Genomic DNA, 15,033 nt, shown 5'->3' with positions numbered 1-15,033 from the left:
CAACCGGTTCATCCGCGAATACAACGCCGACAACCCCAAGCCTTTCATCTGGAAGGCTAATCCGGACGACATTATCGCCGCTCGAAATCGCGGGTTCCAAACGTTGGAGTCAATCCACTAGGCCCCGGCAGATAAAGGCTGTCCCCCCAACATTGAGAACAACTGTCGGTCGGGCGTGTTTCCAAGTGCCCGTATGTCGTACAGATTGCAAAGACGTGAGGTGGCCGTTTGGGGCCGGCCGGTGGTTCGTGAACGTAGGCATCGAAATCGGACGTTGGCGGGTTCTTCATCAGTCGATGATCTCCAGGAGGTAATCAGCCGGGGGAGGGGAAGCCCACGTTTTCGTCCCCCTACATGGCAGGATTCCGATTCGCTCATCCGCGTCCCGCTTTGGAAATCGATCGGCGGCGCGCAAAGCAGTAGAGCGATAATTGAGGCTTTACCGTGGCCATGATGCTGGCTGCTATGTGTAGTCGCGCATGACGGCATGTACTTTTTCAAAGCTCAACGCAGTTTGATCGTTGCTCAAGATATGGTGCAGGCTGCTTGTCCGCCAGAGAAAGTCAATCCGCTATTGCTCCAAAATCAGCGTTGAAGCGCTTCGCTGCTGGGAGAACATTGTTAGGATAGCAAAGGAGTGCGGCTGGAGAACTATTTTGTTGAGTTCTCTCTTCGGCACATGGTGAGGTTGCAATAAGTAAATATCAAGAATGAGTGAATAATTCATAGATTTCCGAGTTGGTTGTTGTATCGCGAAGGGGAGTGAAGTCGATGGTGCAGTATAGTAATGGTGCATTGAAATCGATAATTAAAAGCATCTCTTGTTCATGGAAAAATGCTTTTCTGCCACTCCTTTTGCTTGGAACGGCTGCGTGTGGGAGTGGCACTAAATCGACGGAAACGACATCGACTAATGATCAGGCGGTCGGGCTGCCTTCGGCCGGTACGGATGACCAAGTTGCGGAACTTGATAAGCTGGCACAGGATGCAGTTGCGAATGGTGATGTTCCGGCTGCGGCATCGTCATCGGGGCCATGAGCACGATGGCTGATTGAACCGCTGCGGGTTTGCCGAAGGTGATCTCCCTCCCTCCCTCTCCCCCCCCCCCCCGGCAGTCCCTCGATCATAACAAGAGTCTTGGGGATGATATGACGGCCTGGACACCCGTACATGCGCGTAGGGCATGATGGTCTCGTCCTGCATGAATGATCTGCCGCCTTCTGGGTGGTCCAAAATCTCTGTTATTTTGGACGACGAAGGAGTTTGGAAATGGGCAAGATGAGTAACCCCTAGATTTTGAGTAGCCCCTAGTTTTCTAGACGCCTTCTGCTTTCAAAATCTGCTGCCGTTCGAACTGGGCGGGTGACAGCATCCCGTTCCTGACCTGCTCGCGCACCGGATTGTAGAACATCTCGATGTAATCGAACACGTCCTGCCGGGCTTCCTCGCGTGTTTTGTAGGTGCGGCGCCGAATGCGCTCACGCTTGAGCGAGGAGAAAAAGCTCTCGGCGACGGCGTTGTCATGGCAGTTGCCGCGCCGGCTCATCGAATGCTCAAGATTGTGAGCCCGGATGAAGGCCGCCCAGTCCATGCTGGTGAACTGCGAGCCTTGATCCGAATGGATCAGCACCCGCTGCTTTGGCTTGCGCCGCCATACCGCCATATGCAGCGCCTGCAGCACCGCATCGGTGGTTTGCCTGCTCTGCATCGACCAGCCCACCACGCGGCGGGAATAGAGATCGATCACGACAGCCAGATAGGCAAAGCCCTCCAAGGTGCGGATGTAGGTGATGTCCGTCACCCAAGCCCGATCAGGAGCAGCGACGTCGAACTGGCGATCCAGAGTGTTATCGACCGCCAGAGATGGCTTGCCACCATAGCTCCCCGGCCGACGCTTGTAGCCGATCTGCGCTTTGATACCCGCCAGCCTGGTCAACCGGGCAACACGGTTCGGGCAGCAGGTCTCGCCCTGATCCAACAGGTCGTCGTGTAGCTTGCGGTAGCCATAGACTTTGCCGCTGTCGTTCCAGGCTTGCCGGATCAACTTGGTCTGCCGAACATCTTCCTGGGCCCGTTGGCTTAGCGGGCTCTTCTGCCAGGCATAGAAGCCGCTGGGCTGGATGCGCAGGCACCGACACATCGATCGAACCCGGAACTGATCTCGATGCTCGGCAACAAATGCGTATCTCACTTTGCATCCCTGGCGGAATGAAATCACCAAAGGTGAAATACGCGGTGGCTTTTTTTAGTATATCGCGCTCCTCGGTCACCCGGGCCAACTCGCGCTTCAACTGGCGGATCTCGGCATCCTTGCTGGCATCGCCAGACACCACCTGCGCCAGTTGCCGCTTCCAGGCATACAGCGAATGCTGACTGACGCCGAGCCGCTCCGATACCTCCGCTACCGGATACCCACGTTCGGTGATCTGGGCCACCGCATCACGCTTGAACTCATCGCTGAAATTGGGCTTCCCCATCGTCGTCTCCTGTCCTCAAATTTAGGATAGAAGCCGTCCAGAAATCTAGGGGTTACTCACGTGTCGATACTGGACTGGCGCGCGTTGCCGTAGAAAGCAGGCCGTTTTTTGTGAACCAATCCAAATCCATACTGAAAGTACCGCCACCAAACGAGGGCAGCCGTAGCGATCAGCACAAACGGCATAGTTATATTGACATAGATAGGACCGGGGTCAGGACCACGAATGGCCTTCGTCATCCAAACCAGCAATCCGATCAGCGCTAAAAAAGAGGCGATCACAAACACTGTGCAGGAAACCGTAAATCTGGCTTGGGCGCGCTGATCAATTTCTCTGGCCACCTTGTCGGTTTTCGCCAGCCCCTGCTCCTCGGCGTCTTTCGCAAATAAAAGGCGTGCGGCGATACGGGCGAGCTTCCGATGATCGTCGTTAGCTGGATGCCTTTCAGCGGGGGCGGGGGCGCTGGCTATTTGCATCGGTTGCCCCCGTCACGCAGTTCATCGAGATAATCGCTCCACCATTGCGACATCTTGACCCGCTCAGCCCAATAGGCGGACTGGTTGTAGATGCGCCTGACGCTGCCACCGACCATGTGCGCAAGGGCCCGCTCAATGGCATCCGGGTTCCATTTCCCAGATTCGTTTAACAGGGAAGAAGCAGAAGTGCGGAAACCATGTGCCGTCATCTCCTCCTTGGAATAGCCCATGCGGCGCAGAGCAGCATTGATCGTGTTGTCGCTGATGGGCCTCTCGCGTGTCCTGATCGATGGGAATGCGTAACGGCCTGATCCAGTGAGGGAGCGCATATCGGCAAGAATCGCCAATGATTGCCGGGACAAGGGCACAGCGTGCGGCTCGCGCATTTTCATCTTCTCGGGCGGAATGACCCAAACCGCTTTTTCGAAATCAACTTCGGCCCATTCCATCTGCCTGATTTCACCTGGACGCTGAAAGACATGAGGGGTCAGTTTGAGGGCATAAATCACGGCGGGGTCGCCCTGATAATCTTCTATGGCGCGCAGCAACGCCGCGAAGGCAACCGGGTCTGTGATGGCTGGAAAGTGTTTGACCTTTGCCGTGGTCAGCGCGCCAACAAGGAGCTGAGCCGGGTCGCGCTCGGCGCGTGCTGTGGCCACCGCATAACGAAAGACGCGGCTGGCAAAGGATCGCAGCAGGTTTGCCGTTTCCAATCGCCCCCGGCGCTCGTGCTTTCGGAGTTCATGGAGCAACTCATGCGGGGTGATGTCCGTCACGGGGCGCTTGCCGAAATCCGTGCCCAGCAGCTTTACGAACCATCGCATCTTTTCCAGCGTGAGGTCGGCCAGCCCCTCCCTCGTCTTTTTCTCGATCAGTTCCTCGGCCACTTTGGCAAAGCTGTTGCTGGCCCTGATTCCTGCCTCAATCCGGGCCTGCCGCTTGGCGACATTCGGATCGACAGCATGGGCCAGTTGCCTGCGGGCCGCATCCCGCGCAGCGCGCGCTTCCGCCAGCGTGATCTCAGGATATGACCCCAGCGCCAGTTTGCGCTCGACGCCATCCATGCGATATTTGACGCGCCAAAGCTTACTGCCTCTTGGGTTGACGAGCAGATAGAGCCCCTGCGCATCTGTCACCTTGTAGGGCTTGTCTTTGGGCTTTGCGTTTCGGATTGCGGTATCGGTCAGCACCATTGGGGGCCTCGATTTTCCGGGGCCTTGGTAGGGCCCCCACGCTAGGCCCCCATCGTCTGCGGCTACAGGTGAATAGAAGCAGTCGCTGCCAATCAGCGAATGCCTTGAAACTACCGGAAATGAGGGATTTTTTCAACCTCTGGCGAGCTTCGCCAGTTTGAAGTTTGGAGCCGAGCCGGAATCGAATTGGCGATATAAGCGTCTAATATAATGATGTTTTCTTTTGATGGAAATTTCTCGTCCATCAACGGAACCATCAAGTTTTATTTTTATCCGGGTTCTATTCCCAAAGCCGGAATCGAACTCTTTTTTGGGCTGATTCGCGAATCGCCCTTTCCTTTATCGGCTCAATTCAAATGGTCGTTAATGTCTTCCGCTGAGCAATTTAAGTTGCGATGAGGTGGGCTCGGCGCCACCAGCGGCCCGGACCATGCTGAAGACGGCAGGTCCGGGCTCACTGAGATCACTTGAAGCGAATGCCCACGCCGGCCATCAGGCGCTGGCGAGACGTGTCGCCGTGATAGTTCGAGTAAACGTACTGGACGTTCATATAGACCGGCGCCGGCCCCTGCGTAACGGTGTACTCGACGCCGCCGCCAACCTGGTAACCATCGGCATTGTAGTGATCGTACACGAGCTGGTCGCCAGTCGGACCGTCGATGCGGCGACGCTGCTCACCATTCACGTAGCCTGCCTTACCGAATACGAGCAGTTGGGGGGTGACGAGATAGCCGGCACGCACCGCAGCGCCCCATTCCTGAAACGCTTTGTGGCAAATGCTGTTGCCATCGTTCAGACCCTTGCAATTTTCATTGCCGTTGCCCGGATTCCAGTAACTGCCCTCTGCACCGATCACGACACGCTCGCCAATGGTGCCGTCGAACCCGACGGTGCCGCCATAACCAAACTTGTCATTGTGATCGCCTTCCGACTGGAAGCGATCGCCGCCGACGTTGCCTTCGATGCGGATGCCGCGGAACGACGTCCCGTTCGAGCTTACTGCCTCGCTGCTCGTCGATGCGTCGTCCTGCGCCATTGCAGGCTGAGCCGCAAAGCCAGCCACGATTGTCGCCGCCAGCGCGAGAGTTTGAATTTTCATGATATGTCTCCTGCTTTTTTGTCGGCAGGACAAGCGGCGAGACCCTAAGCCGGTTTCAGAGAAATCAACCGATTCCCAAGATCCGGATCATCTGTTGCAGTTATGCAACTTCTTCTGTTGCCTCGTCCAACTAGCGCACAGGCTCACCGCGTACCTTGTTAAAAGCGAGCGCGGATGAGGTTATTGGCTGAGAAATCCTTGTCATAGCGTTCGGAGAGGCGCGGGTAACCGCTTGCCTGGGATTGAAAAGGCTTCGCTGCTCGCAAAACTAAGGCAAAGCGAAAAGCGCTGCTTTGCGCTTACTCAGTTGAAATGTTTGCCCAGACGCCTCGCTGCGGAAGCCTCGCGTTTGGCTTGGTTGTCCCTTCGTGGTCGCCAAGGCAGTGTTATGCCTTCGGTAAGGGCCTCGATTAGCGCTCCATACCAGAACCTATGGGAAACTGACATACCAAGGGTATCGGGTTTGGCGCCGACGTGATCCAAGATCGCAAAGGCTTGGAGTTTGTCGATGGCCTGCGGCGTTCTTGGCGGCAGGGAGCCGAAGCGACGCAGGCCGGGGTGGCTGGGCTAGAGAGACCTGACGGTCGGCTCCTTGGCGCGTCAAATCGGCCCTCGAGCCATCGACAAGGGCGCGTATTCGACTGACAGGAGTATTGCCTGACCCCGTCAACGCTGCCGTGGGATCAGCCGCTCGGGTTAGGTCTATCGCCTTTAGTCCGGGCGTCCCAGACCCTTGCGGCCCCGGCCGCGCTCTACCGCCGCTTGCGCTTCGGCCGAGCCCCAAGGGTCTCGTCGGCACAGCCGTAACGATCGCGTGACGCTGGGGGGCGCCCCTGCGATGCAGGCGCGCCATGCGGTCGCCGCGTGAGGGCACGCGGCGGCGTTGTGCTTGGCGGCTCCAGGTGACGGGGGGCGTCGCTACCCGATAGCCCCGCCTCGCCGGGGCGCAACCCGGCCGCTTGCGCTGTCCGGGTCTTCCACTTCGTTGCAGCCTTGCAGGTGCGCCCCGCCTTGGCCGGCGGGGCTGTCCGGTTCGCTCCTGCCGCCCCCCGCCACCCTGGCGCCGGGCCATGGCGGTTGAGGAAGGAGCGAGAGACAGATGGCCAAGGACGAACGGCACAGCCTCTATGGCGAGGTTACCAACCGGATCATCGCGCAGCTGGAAGAGGGACGGGTGCCATGGGTACAGCCATGGGATGCCGACAGATGCCCGGTGACGATGCCGGCCAATGCCGTGACCGGCAGATTGTATTCAGGCATCAATGTGCTGCTGTTGTGGTGCGAGGGGATCGAGCGCGGGTTTACCTCGCAGCGCTGGCTGACTTACAGACAGGCCGCAGCAGCAGGGGGTAATGTCCGGCGCGGCGAGACCGGGACAGTGGTGTGCTATGCCGACCGCTTCACGCCTCGCGAGGAAGCCGAGAAAGCACGCAGCGAAGATCGCGACGCAAGGACGATCGCCTTTCTCAAGCGCTTCGTGGTGTTCAACTTCGACCAGTGCGAGGGGCTGCCCGAGACGCTGGCGGATAGCGCTGCACCAACCGATCCCGTGATCGCGATTGCCGAGGTGGATAGCCTGATCGCCAATTCGGGCGCGGACTTCCGGATCGGTGGACCATCGGCCTTCTATTCCCCACTCGAGGACTATGTGCAGGTGCCCCCGCAGTCTGCGTTCCCCGAGCCGATCAACTGGTTTCGGACGGCGCTGCACGAGATGGGGCATTATGCCGGAGGGAAGGGGCGGCTGGAACGCGACCAGAGCGGTGCATTCGGTTCGGCTTCGTACGCAAAAGAGGAACTAATCGCCGAGCTGACATCGGCCTTTGCCTGTGCCTCGCTCGGCATCGAGCCGACGGTACGCCATGCCGACTATATCGGATCATGGCTCGAGGTGCTGCGAGCGGACGAGAAGGCGATCTTCCGCGCTGCCAGTGCCGCCAGCAAGGGTGCCGATTACCTGCTGGCCTTTGCAACAGGAGGCCAGTGATGCGCGCGGCAATCATCCTGCACCATCGGGTGCGCGAATGGGGCCAGCGCTGGCGGTTTCGCCGGATCACCAATCCCCAGTTGCGCTGTATGCTGTGCGCCGTGCACGCCTTGCCGGCCCGCGAGCAGGAAGTGTTCCGGCTGGCCTGTTACGAGGACCTCTCCAACGAGCAGGTCGCGGCTCGCATGGGTCTGAGTACCGAAGAGGTGGTGCAGTACTTGTCGCTGGCCTTGCGGCTGGTCGCGGAGTCCTACGAGCGGCAGCAGCAGGGGCGATGGTAGCCAAGGAGCAGTAGCCGCCCGGTTTACCGGGCGGCTCCCGCCTTCGTTGGAAGGGCGCAGGTTTATCCAGGCGTGTGATCGGCAGCGCGATAGCCGACGGGATTGCGCTGCCATTCGCTGATGGCGCTCTCGCGCCATCCGGCGCAACGCTGGGCAATGCGCACCTGCCTTGGGAAAGTGCCTTCCTGGATCTTGCGATAGAGGGTCGCACGCGACAGCCCGGTGCGGTCGAGCACGACATGGAGGCGTAGGTAACGGTCGGGAAGCGGGGTACTCATGGGCGTAGTCCTTCATCGAAGGTGAGGGGGACTGGCCGGCCACGAGTAGAATTGGGGCAATTCGATACGAGCGCAAGAGTGGCAAAAAGCGCGTGCCAATGGGGCAGGCGCACGGTAGCGAACCCTGTACGACCATAGCGAACCTTGTCGCACTGTAGCGCAGGCAAAAATATTTTTCAGATGTGCGCACACGGCTCGCGCTGGAGGCGTAAATCGTGCCCCATCGGGCGCACGAGGCAGTGCCATTCGCCTGATCCGGGACGCTTCGCGCTTGCGCCGTGAAGTGCAAATGCGCAGAGTCGCTGGAAAGGCCTGTCATGAAAACCGATCTCGATCATCTTCCCGCGAACAAGCAACGCGAACTCGAGCGCGTGGTGCAGCTCGTCTTCGAGGAATTCGAGGACGCTTTCGCGCTCTCGACCCACGAGTGGAAGAAGAAGGGGCGCATCGCCAAGATCGTGCTGTACGGCAGCTATGCGCGCGGGGGCTGGGTCGATGAACCGCATACCGCCAAGGGCTACCAATCGGACTATGATCTGCTGATCATCGTTAGCGACAAGCGGCTGACCGATCGCGTCAAGTACTGGTCGAAAGTCGATGACCGGCTGATGCGCGAATACGGGATGACCGGGACGATCCGCACGCCGGTCAACTTCATCGTTCACACCCTGCAGGAAGTGAACGATGGCCTGGCCCATGGCCGCTATTTCTTTATGGATATCGCCCGCGACGGGATCGTGCTCTACCAGAGCGAGAACAGCGAGCTTGCCCAGCCCCAGCCCAAGACTCCGCAGGCCGCGCTCGACATGGCGCGGGAGTATTATGGCGAGTGGTTTTCAACCTCGATGCAGAGGTTTGAACTCGCCAAAATGGCCATAGAAAAAGGGTTCTTGAAGCCTGCTGCCTTCGACATGCATCAGTCGGCAGAGTTTCTCTATCACTGCGTGCTGCTGGTGAGCACTTTCTACACGCCCCACGTGCACAATCTGGCATTCCTGCGCACGCACGCCGAGCGCCTCGATCCGCGGCTCGTCCATGTCTGGCCGCGCGACAACCGCTGGCAGCGCGGAACCTTTGAGAAGCTCAAGGAAGCCTACGTCAAGGCGCGCTATTCGAAGCACTACAAGATCACTGCCGAAGAGCTGACCTGGCTGGGCGAGCAGGTTGAGGAACTGGGCCGGGTGGTGCACGCGATCTGTTCAGAGCGGATCGCTGATCTCGAAGCACTCGCGGGCGAGCGCGCGGTCGGCCACAGCGCCTCCTGATCGCATCCGCAGGCCCGGCCCGGAGCCTGCCCGTCACTCCCTGTCTTCGGCAAACGTGCGTGCCCCGCGCCGCCGCCACAAGGTCAGCGCCGCCTCGCGCTCTGCGGTGCGCAAGCGCGCGGCGGCTTCGACAAGAACGCCAAGGATCACCGCCCGATCATCATCCGTCAGATCGACCAGCCCGGCCTTGGCCACAAGGCCGCCAAGCTCGATCAGCTGGCGCGTGCGCTCGCGCCGCTTCACCTGCCAGTCGCGGGTGTCATGCCGGGCCTTCGCTGCGAGCAGACGATGGCGCGCTGATCGGCTGCGCCGCAGCGCCGCGCTCGTCGCCGCCAGCACTGCCGCCAGGGCTTTCGAGTTGACGACCGCTCGTCCCGGCGCGCTCGCCAGAAAAGAAGGCGGTGCCGCGCTTGCGCCACGCCTCCCGTCGCGCGGGCTCGGTAGTGCTCACCATGGCGAGCAGGGCGCCTGCCAGTTCCTCGATCGAGAGCGCATCGGCGCCGGTGGCGGTGACGAGCTCGCCCAGCTGCTGGACCTTGCGGTGCTTGAGCTGCCGGGCCTTGTCGTCGAGCGCCTTGAGCTCGGCATCGTAATCACGCGGTTTGCGCATGGGGATGTCCTTCTTCTGGAGGGAAGCGGACAGTCCAGCTATCGGGAGTCTCACAGGCCAGCAAGAGGCTGGAACGCCCTGAAACAGCGTGATCCCGAACGCGAGCAAATCGTGTGAGGGCGCGCTTATACGTCGTGCCGACGTGCTGCTGGAGGCGTAAATGGATCGCCGCGATGGCGATCTATCACTTCTCGGCCAAAGTCATTTCCCGCGCCACCGGATCCTCGGCGGTGGCGGCGGCTGCCTATCGCTCGGCCTCGCGCCTTCGCGACGAGAGGCTCGATCGCGACCATGACTTCTCCAACAAGAGTGGCGTCGTGCACAGCGAAGTGCTGCTGCCTAAGAACGCTCCCGAGGCCTGGCACGATCGCGAACGGCTGTGGAACGATGTCGAGGCCGCCGAGAAGCGCAAGGACGCCCAGCTCGCGCGCGAAGTTGAGTTCGCCATCCCGCAGGAGATGACACAGGCCGAGGGCATCGCCCTGGCGCGCGACTTCGTCACTCGCGAGTTCGTCGCGCGCGGCATGGTCGCCGATCTCAATGTCCATTGGGACATCGGCGTCGATGGCAGTCCAAGGCCCCATGCCCATGTGATGCTGGGCTTGCGCGAGGTCTCGAACGAAGGCTTCGGCGCCAAAGTGCGCGACTGGAACCGCACCGATCTGCTCACCCACTGGCGTGAGGCCTGGGCCGGGCATGTGAATGCGCGGCTTGCCGAACTCGATATCGAGGCGCGCATCGATCATCGCTCGCTCGAAGCGCAGGGGATCGATCTGGAACCCCAGCACAAGATCGGTCCCGCCGCCGGTCGCATGGCCGGCGAAGGGCTGGAGAGCGAACGGCTCGAGGAACACCTTGCCATCGCCAGGGCCAATGGCGAGAAAATCTTGGCGCAACCGGGCATAGCACTCGAGGCGATTACCCACAGCCAGGCGACCTTCACCACCCGGGATCTGGCAAAGTTCGTCCACCGTCACAGTGAGGGCAAGGACCAGTTCGATCAGGTCATGGCCGCCATCAAGGCCGCGCCTGAACTTGTCGCGCTGGGCAAGGACGGACGCGGCGAGCATCGCTTCACATCGCGCGCCATGCTCGAGACCGAACAGCGGCTGACCAAGGCCACCGTACATCTCGATGCCGCGCGCCGTCACGGCGTGCCCGAGCGCCATATCGAGGGGGCTATCACCCGCGCCGAAACACGCGGGCTTGTCCTTTCGCCCGAGCAGCGCGGCGCCCTCGAGCATGTGACCGGCGCCAGGGGCCTTGCCAGTGTCATCGGCTATGCCGGGACCGGCAAGAGCGCGATGCTGGGCGTCGCCCGGGACGCCTGGGAGCAGGGGGGCTACGAGGTGCGCGGCATTGCGCTTTCCGGCATTGCTGCCGAAAGCCTCGAGAGTGGTTCGGGGATTGCCAGTCGCACCATCGCTGGGCTCGAGCACCAGTGGGGCCAGGGGCGCGAACTGCTGAGCGACAAGTCTGTCCTCGTCATCGACGAGGCCGGGATGATCGGCACTCGCCAGATGGAGCGGGTACTCGCCGAAGCCGAGCGACGCCACGCCAAGGTCGTGCTTGTCGGCGATCCCCAGCAGCTCCAAGCGATCGAGGCAGGCGCGGCCTTCCGTTCCATTGCCGAGCGCCACGGGGCGATCGAGATCACGCAGGTGCGCCGCCAGGTCGAGGACTGGCAGCGTGAGGGGACGCGTCAGCTTGCCACCGGGCGGACCGGTGAGGCGCTGGCGGCTTATGAGGAAGCAGGCCATGTCCATGCCGCGCCCACGCGCGAGATCGCTCGTCAGAAACTCATCGATCGCTGGGACAGCGATCGGCAGGCCAGTCCGGATACGAGCCGGATCATTCTGACCCATACCAATGACGAAGTGCAGGCGCTGAATGGAGAGGCCCGCCAGCGTCTTCGCGAGGCCGGCGATCTGGGCGAGGACGTGCGCGTGCAGGTCGAGCGCGGCACGCGGGATTTTGCCACGGGAGACCGGGTGATGTTCCTGAAGAACGAGCGCAGTCTGGGCGTGAAGAATGGAACGCTCGGCACCGTGCGCAGCGTCAATGCACGGGCCATGGGCGTGACGCTCGACGATGGCACTTCGGTGGCCTTCGACCTCAAGGACTATGACCGGCTCGATCACGGCTATGCCGCCACCCTTCACAAGGCACAGGGCATGACCGTTGACCGGGTCCATGTCCTGGCAACGCCAGGTCTCGATCGTCATGGTGCCTATGTGGCTCTCACCCGGCACCGCGACGGGGTCGAGCTGCACTATGGGCAGGACGACTTTGCCGATCACACCAGGCTTGCGCGCGCGCTCAGCCGGGATCGCGGCAAGGACATGGCGACGGATTATGGCAAGACGCCAGGGGAGGAGATGCACGTTCGGCAGGTCGAGCCGGCGCTTCGTACATCCCGAAGCCGCTTCGATGGGCTACGGCTGCCCAGTGGTCCGCTCATCGATCCGGGCAAGGCAGGCCCCGTCCATGCGCCACCGGCCAAGCGAGAGCCGCCAGCCAAGCGAGAGCCGGAGGCCAGGACACCGGACACCGGGCCCCCGCGCAAAGGGCGCTTCGATGGTCTGGAGCTGAAGCTACCCGATCATGTGCGGCGCACGCTGGAGCCAGAGCCCAATCCGCCCCTGGCATCGGCCCCGCAACTCTCGGCAGAGGCGCAGGCCGAGGCGCGTGCCGAGCGGTTGCGTGAAGAGCGGACCGATGCCTTGAAGCGCCATGCCCGCGCCGTCGCTGCCGTCTTCGAGGCCCGCGAGGCTGGGCAGCGGGCAAGCCCGGAGCAATGGTCCGAACTCGATGCCTCGCGCACCCACTTCGAGGCGCTGCGCCCCTACGGCGCACATGATGCCGAGAAAGCCTATGTGAAGGAGCCCGAGCTGGCCCATGAAGCGGCGCAGGGGCGGATCAACCGGGCAGTGCGTGCGCTGCAGCTGGAGACGCAATTGCGCACCGATCCCGAACTGCGTGCCGACCGGTTCGTCGCCAACTGGACAGCGCTCAGGACGAAGAGCGAGCAGCAGTATGTGGCAGGCCATATGAGCGCCCGCCGGGAAACCCGCGCGGTGATGGCAGACCTTGCCCACAACCTCCACCGCGATCCTCAGCTGGAATCGGTGCTGGCCCAGCGCAAGCAGCAGCTCGGTATCAGGTTCACCACCGGACGCTCGTTGGGCGATGACCTTGCGAGCAGCCTGGGGCTGGGACGGGGCAGGGGGCTTGGATTGTAGCGGCACCGATGTGCTGCAATCTGCGAGTCGCAATGCCGCGAGAACCACCTGCTTCCTCTCGGCACCGGCAAACGTGGGGCGCCGCGAGACAGAATCGTGCAGCGCGCAATTCTCAGGATCTGCCCGGACATCCCAGCCTCTGGCGCCGTGGTGCGCGGCAGGCATAGCCTTGCGCCCATGACCTCATCCCCAGACCCCGGCGCCGACATCGCCCCTGATTCCGCCGCGAGCCCCGCAGAAGCTTTCGAGGCTCTGCGCCATGAACTCAGCCTGCTGCACAATGCCGTGGCGGGCCTCACTGCCGCGCGCGAGAAGATCCCGGATTACCGCGCGGATTTCGATGAGCTCAAGGAGGCGATCGAAGACAGTTGCGACCGGCTTGCAGCGATTGAGCAGAGCCCCTCGCTCAAGCTGACCCCTGCGGTATTGACGAGGGAAATCGTGACGGCTGCCAAGGCGGCGCGTACCGAGGATGAGCGCTTGCTGGAGACGGCGCGTGTCTCGATCCATAACTCGGTGGGCGCCATAAATTCCATCGTCCAGCGTGGACAAGCTGCCGATCGTCAGCATCTGCGCCTCGTTCAAGCCGGTATCGCAGGACTGCTGGCAGGGATCGTCCTGTGGTCTTTCCTGCCCGGCGTCATCGCCCGGTCGCTGCCCGCTTCATGGCATGTACCCGAATGGATGGCGACGCGTACTTTAGGGACGGAGGTGCCGGGGATGCTGCCGGCACTGTCGCCAACATCTGTGCCGGTGTTGCCCGATAAGGCTGGCGAGGCCCGCAGCGTCCATCGGAAAGCCAACTCGAAGTATTGAGCGGCTGGCAGCGCTTGGGGTTGATCGATGCTTGAACGTGTCGCGGCCCATCCACGCCGTGTGCTGGCTCGCTGCTCTTTTCGGAACCATGACTTCAGAAACGTCGATGACCATCCGTATTATGGCAAGGACTGGGACATCCGCGACAGTCAGGTTCGGGGAAGCCGCCCGAGGAATGCGGACATTCTCGACGACACGCTGTGACGACCGCTTTGTTGGACGCTCCGGAATGTTTCCTTACGGGAGCGCTCACTGGGATAGCGGACGTTCCGGACGGCGAACAGGTATGTCAGCTTCGCGCCTTAGAGACGGTCATTGGGCGGGCGGCTGATGCGCCGGAAAGCGGAAAATGTTTTTTGGCCACCCTCAAGCTTTCGTTCCAGACGAGAACTGATGCCCGCTCACGAATTCGTGAAGCGGTCCGCGCGAAGTATGCTACAAGCAACCATCACATAAAAATCTTCCGAGCCATGTGTGACCGAGGGACCGACCGCGCCCCCGCTTGATGTGGGAGTGCGCACCATGTTCCTCAATCAAATCCTAGAAATTGAACAAGTTACGCTCATGCAGCACGCTGCAGCTAACGATGCGGCAAAGATCAAACCCTTGCGGCGGAAGCTGAACATGTTTCAAAAACTGCTCAAAGAACATCCATACGCTCACCGTCCCTATATCCATGCCAACAGTTCTGATGGCCAGATGGCGTCGGAAGCGAACGAGCCGTCTGGATTGATCCCCGGCCTGGCCGCTTGGGAAAACGAAGGCGGGCGTATCGAGATGGCCAAATCGCAGAAGCGCAGCAATCGTGAGATACGCAAACCCAAGGCTGAAAAGCCTAAAACTGGCCCCAAACCGCCGGTATCTCCCGTCAATGAGTTGATGAAGAAGCCGAAAGGCAAGCTGTGAGACGATTTTTCAGCGCGTTCACTCCGGATTGCATTTGTCGGTAACGCCCTGCCGCGCCGTTGCGGCATAGCGACATTCACGACTGACCTTGAACTGGCGCTCCGATCCTCGGCCGGAGTTGCCGAAACCGCCATTATCGTCATGCGCGACCCGGGAAGCGTCCATGACTACCCTCCCTCGGTTCGGCTCGGGATCGACCAGGATGATCCGGAGCAATATCGCAACGCAGCCAAATTCATAAATCAGGAGGGTTTCGACCTCGTCTGCCTGCAGCACGAATTTGGAATATTCGGCGGGGAAGCCGGCAAGCTCATTCTCGACTTCATTGCGGCGTTGAAGGTGCCGCTGGTCACTACGCTTCACACCGTTCTCGACCGGCCAAGCGATGATCAACGCGAGGTCA

Annotated in this window: 13 protein-coding genes and 2 pseudogenes; 7 read left to right on the top strand and 8 right to left on the bottom strand. The window is 61.1% G+C overall.

All coding sequences use genetic code 11. The features are described 5' to 3' along the window. Positions 1 to 121: pseudogene (locus tag AC3EC3_RS19470) on the top strand (IS630 family transposase); the annotation flags it as partial. A gap of 1,194 nt (positions 122 to 1,315) precedes the next feature. Here AC3EC3_RS19470 and AC3EC3_RS19465 read toward each other — a convergent pair. The 4 genes and pseudogenes from AC3EC3_RS19465 to AC3EC3_RS19450 form a co-directional block, all read right to left on the bottom strand. Further along, positions 1,316 to 2,477, bottom strand: a pseudogene (locus AC3EC3_RS19465) (IS3 family transposase). A 56-nt stretch (positions 2,478 to 2,533) separates the two neighbouring features. Next, a complete protein-coding gene (locus tag AC3EC3_RS19460; RefSeq protein WP_488491232.1) occupies positions 2,534 to 2,953 on the bottom strand; it encodes a hypothetical protein in 420 nt (139 codons plus the stop codon). Continuing rightward, positions 2,944 to 4,146: a tyrosine-type recombinase/integrase gene (locus AC3EC3_RS19455; RefSeq protein ID WP_488491231.1), complete on the bottom strand. Its 1,203-nt coding sequence runs from the start codon at positions 4,144 to 4,146 to the stop codon at positions 2,944 to 2,946. Before AC3EC3_RS19455 ends, AC3EC3_RS19460 begins: the two co-directional genes overlap by 10 nt. 463 nt (positions 4,147 to 4,609) lie before the next feature. Further along, complete coding sequence (locus AC3EC3_RS19450; RefSeq protein WP_260924685.1) at positions 4,610 to 5,245, bottom strand: outer membrane protein; 636 nt, start codon at positions 5,243 to 5,245, stop codon at positions 4,610 to 4,612. Between the two features lie 1,099 nt (positions 5,246 to 6,344). Between AC3EC3_RS19450 and AC3EC3_RS19445 the strand changes: the two genes are divergently transcribed. Both AC3EC3_RS19445 and AC3EC3_RS19440 read left to right on the top strand, forming a co-directional pair. Further along, entirely contained in the window at positions 6,345 to 7,232 is an 888-nt protein-coding gene (locus AC3EC3_RS19445) for an ArdC family protein (RefSeq protein ID WP_488491230.1), read from the top strand. Continuing rightward, positions 7,232 to 7,513 carry an RNA polymerase sigma factor gene (locus AC3EC3_RS19440; protein ID WP_488491229.1) on the top strand — a complete coding sequence of 94 codons (282 nt, stop codon included), beginning with the start codon at positions 7,232 to 7,234 and terminating at the stop codon, positions 7,511 to 7,513. Before AC3EC3_RS19445 ends, AC3EC3_RS19440 begins: the two co-directional genes overlap by 1 nt. 62 nt (positions 7,514 to 7,575) lie before the next feature. Here AC3EC3_RS19440 and AC3EC3_RS19435 read toward each other — a convergent pair whose 3' ends face one another. After that, positions 7,576 to 7,791 carry a helix-turn-helix transcriptional regulator gene (locus AC3EC3_RS19435; RefSeq protein ID WP_488491228.1) on the bottom strand — a complete coding sequence of 72 codons (216 nt, stop codon included), beginning with the start codon at positions 7,789 to 7,791 and terminating at the stop codon, positions 7,576 to 7,578. Positions 7,792 to 8,108: 317 nt separating this feature from the next. Here AC3EC3_RS19435 and AC3EC3_RS19430 point away from each other — a divergent pair, with 317 nt between their 5' ends. Then, positions 8,109 to 9,056, top strand: a complete 948-nt coding sequence (locus AC3EC3_RS19430) for a HEPN domain-containing protein (protein ID WP_488491227.1) — start codon at positions 8,109 to 8,111, stop codon at positions 9,054 to 9,056. 33 nt (positions 9,057 to 9,089) lie between these two features. On the opposite strand, the gene AC3EC3_RS19425 is transcribed toward AC3EC3_RS19430, so the two are convergent. Both AC3EC3_RS19425 and AC3EC3_RS19420 read right to left on the bottom strand, forming a co-directional pair. Continuing rightward, on the bottom strand, positions 9,090 to 9,299 hold the full coding sequence (locus AC3EC3_RS19425) for a conjugal transfer protein TraD (protein WP_488491226.1): 210 nt from the start codon (positions 9,297 to 9,299) through the stop codon (positions 9,090 to 9,092). A 16-nt stretch (positions 9,300 to 9,315) separates the two neighbouring features. Continuing rightward, positions 9,316 to 9,666 (bottom strand): conjugal transfer protein TraD, encoded by a 351-nt coding sequence (locus AC3EC3_RS19420; protein WP_488491225.1) that lies wholly within the window; start codon positions 9,664 to 9,666, stop codon positions 9,316 to 9,318. Positions 9,667 to 9,839: 173 nt separating this feature from the next. On the opposite strand from AC3EC3_RS19420, the gene traA reads away from it, so the two are divergent. The 3 genes from traA (at position 9,840) to AC3EC3_RS19405 (ending at position 14,630) form a co-directional block, all read left to right on the top strand. Continuing rightward, complete coding sequence (gene traA, locus AC3EC3_RS19415) at positions 9,840 to 12,908, top strand: Ti-type conjugative transfer relaxase TraA (protein WP_488491224.1); 3,069 nt, start codon at positions 9,840 to 9,842, stop codon at positions 12,906 to 12,908. Between the two features lie 177 nt (positions 12,909 to 13,085). Continuing rightward, complete coding sequence (locus AC3EC3_RS19410; RefSeq protein ID WP_488491223.1) at positions 13,086 to 13,724, top strand: DUF6118 family protein; 639 nt, start codon at positions 13,086 to 13,088, stop codon at positions 13,722 to 13,724. A gap of 474 nt (positions 13,725 to 14,198) precedes the next feature. Further along, complete coding sequence (locus AC3EC3_RS19405; RefSeq protein WP_488491222.1) at positions 14,199 to 14,630, top strand: hypothetical protein; 432 nt, start codon at positions 14,199 to 14,201, stop codon at positions 14,628 to 14,630. Positions 14,631 to 14,648: 18 nt separating this feature from the next. Here AC3EC3_RS19405 and AC3EC3_RS19400 read toward each other — a convergent pair. Next, positions 14,649 to 15,033: hypothetical protein (locus tag AC3EC3_RS19400; RefSeq protein ID WP_488491221.1), on the bottom strand; the 385-nt coding region annotated here is incomplete at its 5' end.

This window comes from Novosphingobium sp. BAM6, assembly GCF_057784955.1.
The sequence above is the reverse complement of the archived record's forward strand: the minus strand, read 5'-3'. Positions and strand labels throughout refer to the sequence as shown.

Excerpts from the sequence above, each read along its gene's own strand:
- AC3EC3_RS19460 (WP_488491232.1), bottom strand. The coding sequence starts at position 2,953 with ATGCAAATAGCCAGCGCCCCCGCCCCCGCTGAAAGGCATCCAGCTAAC.
- AC3EC3_RS19455 (WP_488491231.1), bottom strand. The coding sequence starts at position 4,146 with ATGGTGCTGACCGATACCGCAATCCGAAACGCAAAGCCCAAAGACAAG.
- AC3EC3_RS19450 (WP_260924685.1), bottom strand. The coding sequence starts at position 5,245 with ATGAAAATTCAAACTCTCGCGCTGGCGGCGACAATCGTGGCTGGCTTT.
- AC3EC3_RS19445 (WP_488491230.1), top strand. The coding sequence starts at position 6,345 with ATGGCCAAGGACGAACGGCACAGCCTCTATGGCGAGGTTACCAACCGG.
- AC3EC3_RS19440 (WP_488491229.1), top strand. The coding sequence starts at position 7,232 with ATGCGCGCGGCAATCATCCTGCACCATCGGGTGCGCGAATGGGGCCAG.
- AC3EC3_RS19435 (WP_488491228.1), bottom strand. The coding sequence starts at position 7,791 with ATGAGTACCCCGCTTCCCGACCGTTACCTACGCCTCCATGTCGTGCTC.
- AC3EC3_RS19430 (WP_488491227.1), top strand. The coding sequence starts at position 8,109 with ATGAAAACCGATCTCGATCATCTTCCCGCGAACAAGCAACGCGAACTC.
- AC3EC3_RS19420 (WP_488491225.1), bottom strand. The coding sequence starts at position 9,666 with ATGCGCAAACCGCGTGATTACGATGCCGAGCTCAAGGCGCTCGACGAC.
- traA (WP_488491224.1), top strand. The coding sequence starts at position 9,840 with ATGGCGATCTATCACTTCTCGGCCAAAGTCATTTCCCGCGCCACCGGA.
- AC3EC3_RS19410 (WP_488491223.1), top strand. The coding sequence starts at position 13,086 with ATGACCTCATCCCCAGACCCCGGCGCCGACATCGCCCCTGATTCCGCC.